Annotated in this window: 7 protein-coding genes; 4 read left to right on the forward strand and 3 right to left on the reverse strand. The window is 45.2% G+C overall.

What is annotated here, in order from left to right; translation table 11 throughout:
- Positions 1-183: 183 nt before the first annotated feature.
- Positions 184-780, reverse strand: a complete 597-nt coding sequence (locus tag AC06MN_RS00810; protein ID WP_475670458.1) for a thymidine kinase — start codon at positions 778-780, stop codon at positions 184-186.
- Positions 781-848: 68 nt separating this feature from the next.
- Between AC06MN_RS00810 and AC06MN_RS00815 the strand changes: the two genes are divergently transcribed.
- Positions 849-2,159 carry a hypothetical protein gene (locus tag AC06MN_RS00815; RefSeq protein ID WP_475670459.1) on the forward strand — a complete coding sequence of 437 codons (1,311 nt, stop codon included), beginning with the start codon at positions 849-851 and terminating at the stop codon, positions 2,157-2,159.
- A 214-nt stretch (positions 2,160-2,373) separates the two neighbouring features.
- Positions 2,374-3,078 (forward strand): 16S rRNA (cytidine(1402)-2'-O)-methyltransferase, encoded by a 705-nt coding sequence (gene rsmI / locus AC06MN_RS00820; protein WP_475670460.1) that lies wholly within the window; start codon positions 2,374-2,376, stop codon positions 3,076-3,078.
- Positions 3,079-3,113: 35 nt separating this feature from the next.
- Here rsmI and AC06MN_RS00825 read toward each other — a convergent pair whose 3' ends face one another.
- Together AC06MN_RS00825 and AC06MN_RS00830 are read right to left on the reverse strand one after the other, a co-directional pair.
- A complete protein-coding gene (locus tag AC06MN_RS00825) occupies positions 3,114-4,664 on the reverse strand; it encodes an ATP-binding protein (RefSeq protein WP_475670461.1) in 1,551 nt (516 codons plus the stop codon).
- A gap of 412 nt (positions 4,665-5,076) precedes the next feature.
- Positions 5,077-6,627, reverse strand: coding sequence for an ATP-binding protein (locus AC06MN_RS00830; RefSeq protein WP_475670462.1), 1,551 nt, complete (start codon positions 6,625-6,627; stop codon positions 5,077-5,079).
- A 113-nt stretch (positions 6,628-6,740) separates the two neighbouring features.
- On the opposite strand from AC06MN_RS00830, the gene AC06MN_RS00835 reads away from it, so the two are divergent.
- The gene (locus AC06MN_RS00835; RefSeq protein WP_475670463.1) at positions 6,741-6,950 is read left to right on the forward strand and encodes a hypothetical protein; all 210 of its coding nucleotides are present in this window, start codon (positions 6,741-6,743) and stop codon (positions 6,948-6,950) included.
- On the forward strand, positions 6,913-7,719 hold the full coding sequence (locus AC06MN_RS00840) for a T9SS type A sorting domain-containing protein (RefSeq protein WP_475670464.1): 807 nt from the start codon (positions 6,913-6,915) through the stop codon (positions 7,717-7,719). Before AC06MN_RS00835 ends, AC06MN_RS00840 begins: the two co-directional genes overlap by 38 nt.
- Positions 7,720-8,514 lie beyond the last annotated feature (795 nt).

Genomic DNA, 8,514 nt, shown 5'->3' on the forward strand with positions numbered 1-8,514 from the left:
GGTTGACCTTTCTGCGTACAAACATGCCCGCAAGGTACGAATTTTCGGGCTTGCGTCACCCACGTCACCATCTTGATTTTTAAACAATATTGATTTTTAGCAAGTTACAAACATTAAAAAAACAGCTGTCAAAGTCAGGACTACAATCATGATATTTTTTCTTTTTTACCGCAAAAATGCACATTATCCTTTTTGATTTTCTTCCCTTTCTTTCCTTGCCTTCAGATAGCAAGCGCGGCAAAGCGGTTCGTAGCTTTCGGTTTCGCCCAAAACAACTAATTTGTCGCCCGCAATGGTTCTGTGCGAATATTGTGCCTGACCGCCGCAACGCACGCAAATGGCGTGGACCTTAGTCACATCTTCGGCAATGGCCATCAGTTTCGGCATCGGGCCGAAAGGATTGCCCATGAAATCCATGTCTAAGCCTGCGACAATCACCCTAACACCCTGATTTGCCAACTGTTGGCACACATTCGGAAGTTCATCGTCCAAAAACTGCGCCTCATCAATGCCGATGACATCGACATCGTTGGCATAAAAAAGTATTTCCTGCGCACTTTCAACCGGAATGGAATGCAAGGCCGTGGCATTGTGCGAAACAACATCTTCATCGCTATAGCGCGTATCGACACCCGGCTTGAAGATTTCAACCTTCAGTTTGGCGATTTTCGCGCGTTTCAAACGACGGATAAGTTCTTCCGTTTTGCCCGAAAACATCGAGCCGCATACTACTTCAATCCAGCCTTGCGTTTTGTTGTGAGAATCTTTTTCAAGAAACATGGCTTCCGTTTTTAGATTATTTGTACTTTTATCGTTTCTTTCAGAGCAAAAATAAATAGAAAATTAATATGAACGACAATTTTGATAATCAAAAAGAGTTTTTACTGTCTTTAAAACAGGAAATCAATCTGTTACGTCAGCAAGTCGACTATCTTCTGAGGAATGAAAAACCACTTGGACTGCTCGATTTGGACGTTTTAATGAACCGCACGCACACTGTTTACGACATGTTGTGCTCCATTAATCTGAGTGGAAATGACGAAGAACAGGATTTTGACATCAATCCTGATGCCATCAGCGGCCTGTTTGGAAGCCTGTTGCAGTCGGAACAGCAAAATGAGGAACAGGAAGTTGTTTCTACACCTGAGACAGAAACCGAAACCGTTGAAAACGAATCTGTTGAAGAATCTGTTATAAACGATTTTCAAGAAGAAAAGCAATTTGAGGAAGAAACAAATGCTGAGAAAAATCCTGTCGAAGATGAGCAAAAGGTTGAAGATATAAATCAGGAAAATCCATCTGCTTCAGTCGGTTTTATCATAGAAACGGCTACCGAAAAGGAAGCTGCTGAGAATTTCAATCCGATGGAAGAACCTATAAAAGAAGAACCGATTACCGAAGAATCGGAAAAGCCAAAGTCAGAAAGAGAACCTTTGGGTGATGAATTCGGCTTTTTCTTCCGCTTCGATGAGGTTGCTGACGAAATGTCGGAACAGCCTAAGGAACAGCCCGTTCAGGAAGAAAAAATAGTGCATTTCGTTGAAGAAGTGCCGGAAGATGAAATTCCAGAACGTGATTTGGTCGATGGCGAACATTTGGTGCATGACAATCCGTTTGTAATGCCAATCGTTGAAGATGCTGATAACGAAGAAAACTTTGTTAAAGAAGAATCTTTTGAAATGCAGCAGGAAGAAGAACCGGTTGACGAACCTGTTGTTGAACCAGAGGAAGAATTTGCCGAAGAAATCGAGCAAGTTTCTGTCGTTGAGCCAATTGAGGAAGAACCTTTGGAACCCGAGCCTTTGCCATTTGTCAACGACTTTGAAAAAGATGATTCGGAATATGAATTGGACACGCCCGAAACTTTAGTCGAACATTTGCAACACGATGACAACACGCTGGCAGCAAAACTGCAGCAAAAACCAATCAATGAGTTGAGAACAGCCATTGGAATCAATGATAAGTTTTTGTTTGTCAACGAGCTGTTTGGCGGCAGCATGGAAAAATACAATCGGTCTATCGAGAACTTGGACGATATGAAAACGCTGAACGGCACTTTGATTTATTTGAATGAATTGAAGGTTGAATTGCAATGGAATAGCAGCAACGAAGCCTATCAGAAACTCTTGAACCTGATTCACAGAAAGTTTAACGATTAACGGCTGCTTGCTGAACCTGTCGAAGCAGCGTATTTGCTTGCTGAGCTTGTCGAAGCAACATGAATTAAAATCTGAATTAAGTAGATGAGCGAATTTAGTTTACATATTGAAAACGAGACATCGAGGTCGCGAGAATACGAGACGTCTCGAAATCTCGCAGTCTCGCAGCCTCGAAATCCAAATTGAAGTTTAATTTTGAACAGTTACTTAAGTTATGTCGAAACTATATTTGGTTCCCACACCGATTGGCAACATGGAGGACATCACTTTGCGTGCAATCCGTGTGCTAAAGGAAGTCGATGTGATTCTTGCTGAAGACACACGCACTTCGGGTAATTTGCTGCGTCATTTGGAAATCAGCAAGCCGATGACAGCTTTTCACATCCGCAACGAGCATCAGGTGGTGGAACACATTGCCGACCGTCTTGAAGCTGACGAAACCATGGCTTTGGTCACTGATGCCGGTACACCGGCCATTTCCGACCCAGGCTTTCTGCTTGTGCGCGAGTGTGTTAAGCGTAATATCTCGGTAGAATGTCTGCCAGGCGCAACGGCTTTTGTCCCTGCTTTGGTCAATTCAGGATTACCGGCCGAAAAATTCATTTTTGAAGGTTTTTTGCCGCATAAAAAAGGCCGTCAGACAAAACTGAAAGCCATTGCGGAATATCCATACACGACGATTTTGTACGAATCGCCGTTCCGATTGGTGAAGACTTTGCAGCAATTGGCTGATGTCTGCGGTCTTGATAGACATGTTTCTGTTGCCCGCGAATTGACAAAAATCTACGAAGAAAACGCAAGAGGCACCTTGGCCGAAGTCATTGAATATTTCGGGAAAAAAGAAGTGAAAGGCGAAATCGTGATTGTTTTGGAAGGAACTACAGATGCTTCAAAACTTGAGGAAGAAGAAGCTGAATAAATCTATCAGATTTACCTCACAAAAATAGGGGATTTTTATTCCACCACCCATCTGTCGATGTTGCGGCAGGCCGTGCTGAAGTTCACGCCAACCTTCACAATCTGGCGGCCATCGTTCATGAAACGCTCGGCGTAGCCTTTTTCGTTAATCTGCGCCAAGGCTTCCTCTGCCGACTTGTTGAACTTGAATTCGAAAATGTAGATGTAATCCTTCGTCTTCACGGTCATGTCCATGCGGCCCTTGTTGGTGTGGCTTTCAATCTCAACGTGATAGCCGCAAAGTGCCGTGAGGATATACATCACGCTCTGGAAATGCCGCTCCTGCTGAGGCTCCAGCTCGTAAGGACAAGCGCTCAAAAACGACTGCAGGCGTTTCATGAAACCCTCAATGTCGCCTTCGCGCAGCGAGCGCACAAAGCGGCTGATTTCGAAGCCTGAGCCGACGGCATCTACATTGGTGTAGCTCGGAATGAGGAATCGCACGAAACCCTGACGCACTTCCTTGTTTGGGAAACCCAGTTTGTATAGACCGAATTCCTCATCATAGCCCTTAATTGTAAGGTAGCCGCTCTGGTAGATGACGGGCAACGGATTGGTTGAGGCAATGTCGACGCTGTTCAGCACATCGCTTACGACTTCCTCTTTCTCAATGCTCGAAAGGTTGTATTGGTGCTGTTTCAGCAACTCGACAAGATAGGTCGGGGTGCCGGTCTCGAACCAATAATAGTCAATCTTACGATTGGAAAAGGCGTTGAGCAGGCTGAACGGATTGTAAATTCCCGGCAAATCTTCCTCGCAGAAATGGTAGCCGTCATAGTTTTCGCGGAGTGCGGCGTAGGTCTCTTTAATGGTCATGTTTTGGGCTGATGCCAATTCAGACACTTCCACACCGAAATTGGCCCTGAGTTCCGTTTCGGTGATGCCGCAAATGTCATGATACTGCTGTAGCATGGATAAATCGTGCAGATTATTCAGGTCGCTGAAGACGCTCACCTTTCCGAACTTGGTCACGCCAGTGAGAAACGCGAAGCGGATGCATCCATCCATCGACTTCAAGGCTCCGTAGAAGCCTTTCAGCGTGGCGCGGTAAGCCTCCTGCAATTCCGTGTTGCCGATGGCCTGCAGTAACGGCTTGTCGTATTCATCAACCAATATCACCACTTGGCGGCCTGTCTTCTCGTAGGCCAATCGTATCACTTGAGTAAAACGCTCTTCGATGCTGCGGTTCGAATATGTGTCGCCATATTCGGCCTCCCATTGTTCAAGGTGCTTGTTCAGCTCGGCTTCAAGGCTGCTTTTATCCGCATAGTTCCGTGTGTTCAAATCGAGATGCAGCACGGGATATTCCGTCCATTCGTGTTCCAATTCGGCAATAGCGAGACCTTCGAAAAGCTCTTTTTTTCCCAGGAAATACGACTCAAATGTATTCAGCAGCAAGCTCTTGCCGAACCTGCGCGGGCGCGAAAGGAAATAATAGCACCCTTCTGTCGCCATTTTATAGATGTATGCTGTCTTGTCGACATAGCAATAGTCCTCCGTCCTGAGCTTCTCAAAACTCTGTATCCCGATTGGAAGTTTCTGTCCCATAGCCGTGTTTTTGCTGTTTGAAATGCAAAAGTAGAAATTATTTGTCTTTTGGAAACAAATCAAACACAAATCTTTACACAAATCTTTTTCTTGTCTTTCCTTTTTTTAATCCATGTCGGTGCGCCTCATCGGTCGCCCGACAACTGTCATCGTCAAGCCGATGCCAGCTACTAGGGTGGAAGGATTTTTGGGGCGATGAGCTTACGGCGGCTTGCCGCCATCATTCTCCAGCATGGAAGCAAGGATTTATGATAGATTTTTGAAAGATTTGTTTCCAAAATTCATCTTGCGCCAGCCAATCCGCATAATTCATGCGCAGTTCCTGCGCTCCCTGAGTTTAACGAAGGACGCATTCAGAATTTTATCCATGTAAATTATTGTAAATCTGCTTAATCTGCGGTTCGTAAAAAACTCACGCCACAATCCACTTATCTATATTGCGGCAGGCCGTGCTGAAGTTCACGCCAACCTTTACAATCTGGCGTCCATCGTTCATGAAACGCTCGGCATAGCCTTTCTCATTAATCTGCGCCAAGGCTTCCTCCGCCGACTTGTTGAACTTGAATTCGAAAATGTAGATGTAATCTTTCGTCTTCACGGTCATGTCCATGCGGCCCTTGTTGGTGTGGCTCTCAATCTCAACGTGATAGCCGCAAAGTGCCGTGAGAATATACATCACGCTCTGGAAATGCCGCTCCTGCTGAGGCTCCAGTTCGTAAGGACAAGCGCTCAGGAATGACTGTAGACGTTCCATAAAACCCTCAATGTCGCCTTCGCGCAGCGAGCGCACGAAGCGGCTTATTTCGAAGCCTGAGCCGACGGCATCTACGTTGGTGTAGCTCGGAATGAGGAATCGCACGAAACCCTGACGCACTTCCTTGTTCGGGAAGCCCAGTTTGTATAGACCAAATTCCTCATCATAGCCCTTAATGGTAAGATAGCCGCTCTGGTAGATGACGGGTAACGGATTGGTTGAGGCAATGTCGACGCTGTTCAGCACATCGCTCACAACTTCCTCTTTCTCAATGCCCGAAAGGTTGTATTGGTGCTGTTTCAGCAGTTCCACAAGATAGGTCGGGGTGCCGGTCTCGAACCAGTAGGCACCAATATTTCCCTTGTAAAAGGCGTTGATTAAACTGAACGGATTATAAACTCCTGGCAGTTCCTCCTCACAGAAATGATAGCCATTGTAATTCTCGCGAAGTGCGGCGTAGGTTTCTTCTACCGACTTGCCCAATTTGGCAGCAAGTTCCAAAACTTCCACACTGAAATTCGCGCGAAGTTCCTGCTCCGAAATGCCGCAAATGTCATGGAATGCGGCATCCATGGAAATGTCGTTCAGATTATTCAAGTCGCTGAAGACGCTTACCTTGCCGAACTTGGTCACGCCGGTGAGAAAGGCGAAGCGGATGCAGCCGTCCATCGACTTCAAGGCTCCGTAGAAACCTTTCAACGTGGCGCGGTAAGCCTCCTGCAATTCCGTGTTGCCGATGGCCTGCAGCAGCGGCTTGTCGTATTCATCGACCAATATCACCACTTGGCGGCCTGTCTTTTCACAGGCACGGCGGATAACGCCCATAAAGCGCAGACCAAGTGAATTTTCCGACTCGCTGCTGCCAAAATCCTTCTCCCATCGGCATAAATGTACATTGAGGATTCCTTCAAGTGCCTCGGGAGTATTATACACTTGCGTGTTCAAATCCAGATGCAGCACGGGATATTCCGTCCAGTCGTGTTCCAGTTCAGCGATGGCGAGACCTTCGAAAAGCTCTTTTTTCCCCAGGAAATACGACTCCAACGTATTCAGCAGCAGGCTCTTGCCGAACCTGCGCGGGCGCGAAAGGAAATAATACTTGCCTTCGGTGACCATTTTATACACCAAAGCCGTCTTATCCACATATTTGAAGCCTTTGCTCCGCAAGTCCTCAAAACTCTGTATCCCGATTGGAAGTTTCTGTCCCATAGCCGTCTGTTTTCGTTGTTCAATGCGCAAAAATATGAAAATGTCTTCAAGTATCATTCGCATCTTTTGCATTTTTCGCGATTGGCACCAAAACCATGAAAAATTGCCTTTTTTTGGCAAAAACACGATTTTCTCTTGTTTCTATCTTGAAATTCAATATTTTTGCCGCATTAGATAATTGGAAAAAAGGAGGTTATTATGAAAAAAATATTTACCCTTCTCGCCGTGGCTATGATGGCAATCGTGAACGCCAACGCTCAAACAATAAGCAGCCCAACAGGCTGGGTGGATACCCCAGAAAATTGGGAGGATTATGTCGTTGACATCTTCATCTGGGGCTCCGGTAATTCTCACCTGACTCCCGAAGACACGATTCCTATCGAAAATCTGACTGAAGCATACAATGGCTATCTTCCGATAGTTATTGAATGTCCAGGAGTAGCTGAGATTTGGGATGGTGTCTTAGGAGAATGTGTTGGCTTTTCAAAATACATCAGAGTCAACAATATTGCTCAACTAGCAGTATATGAGGCTAATAACAGAATGATAATGTATGGTATGGTCACTGTTCGCAAAGCCTGCACTCGCCCACCCCAAATGGTCCCGTTCACCGATACCCTCTTCGTTGAAGAAGGTAAGAAAGAGATCCTCAAGCCATGGCACTGGGTGCCATACGAGGAGACCTACATCAACCCACTGAGTTGGACCAAAGATGGAGAGAACATCAATGAGTACTTCGGAATGAAAAGAATTGAAATCTTCGGACCAGCTGCTGGAGACACCGTAATTTATACGGTGAATCTTCGTGACTCGAATGCATGTGTTACGATAACAAACACATTCGTCGTCATTGGGACTGAAAAGTCTCAATTTGGTGTCGATGAAGCTGTTACTTCGCCAATCAATGTTTATCCTAACCCTTCCAATAATGGTATCATCACCATCAAGGGCGAAGGAACCGCAGAAATCTTCAACATTATCGGCCAGAAGGTCATGGATGTGGAAGTGTTGAACGAAACAAAGGTTTCACTCTGTTCAGGGCTGTATATCGTCCGTATGGGAGGGCACTCCGAGAAAGTTTTTGTCGAGTAAGCTTTGGGCGACAACTTCCCTTGATACAAACTAAACCGTCAGTTTTCGCTGGCGGTTTTTTTATGGCACTTGTTTACCTGCTGGCACAAACAAAACACGAAAAACACTTTGCCATCAGTCAATTCGCTAAGCGGTTCCATAACAATCTTATTATTTTTATCTTATTATCTTATCAAGAATTAGAGAAATCGAAGATTCGACGTAGTCAATTAGAGAAGCCTAACGGACGTGCTGGACATTGTGCTACGGAAGTTCATTTGAATTTGAGGCTTTCGCTTCGCTCAAGGAGCGCGAAGCACTTTCCTCTAATTCTCGCGCGAAGCGCAAACTTCAAGTAGGACTATGTCCAATATTCTCTCCTTCTCTAATTCTTGACAAAGAAAAAGAGTTTATGGCTGTATATTGTCCGTTCATTTTTTTCAATCAAGAATTTTTTCAATCAAGAATTAGAGAATTTGAGAAGCCTAACGGACGTGCTGGACAATGTGCTGCGGAAGTTCATTTGAATTAGAGACTTTCGCTTCGCTCAAGGAGCGCGAAGCGCTTCCTTATAATTCTCGCGCGAAGCGCAAACTTCAAGTAGGACTATGTCCAATATTCTCTAATTCTTGACAAAAAAAGGGCATCTATACATTTAGGCCCAAACATTGGACGCGATACTGTCCCAAAAAGTGTGTCTGAGCGCAGAGGCTAAAAAAAGGGATTGGCCAATCAGTCCAATCCCTTAAAAGTCTGTATCTTTAGGGTGCCCAAACTCTAAATAACAGACTTAAAATGAAGTTTACAAAGGAACAA

The sequence above is a fragment of the Candidatus Limimorpha sp. genome, assembly GCF_056203535.1.

What these genes read in the sequence shown, in the direction of transcription:
- AC06MN_RS00810 (WP_475670458.1), bottom strand. Translation starts at nt 780, where the DNA reads ATGTTTCTTGAAAAAGATTCTCACAACAAAACGCAAGGCTGGATTGAA.
- AC06MN_RS00815 (WP_475670459.1), top strand. Translation starts at nt 849, where the DNA reads ATGAACGACAATTTTGATAATCAAAAAGAGTTTTTACTGTCTTTAAAA.
- rsmI (WP_475670460.1), top strand. Translation starts at nt 2,374, where the DNA reads ATGTCGAAACTATATTTGGTTCCCACACCGATTGGCAACATGGAGGAC.
- AC06MN_RS00825 (WP_475670461.1), bottom strand. Translation starts at nt 4,664, where the DNA reads ATGGGACAGAAACTTCCAATCGGGATACAGAGTTTTGAGAAGCTCAGG.
- AC06MN_RS00830 (WP_475670462.1), bottom strand. Translation starts at nt 6,627, where the DNA reads ATGGGACAGAAACTTCCAATCGGGATACAGAGTTTTGAGGACTTGCGG.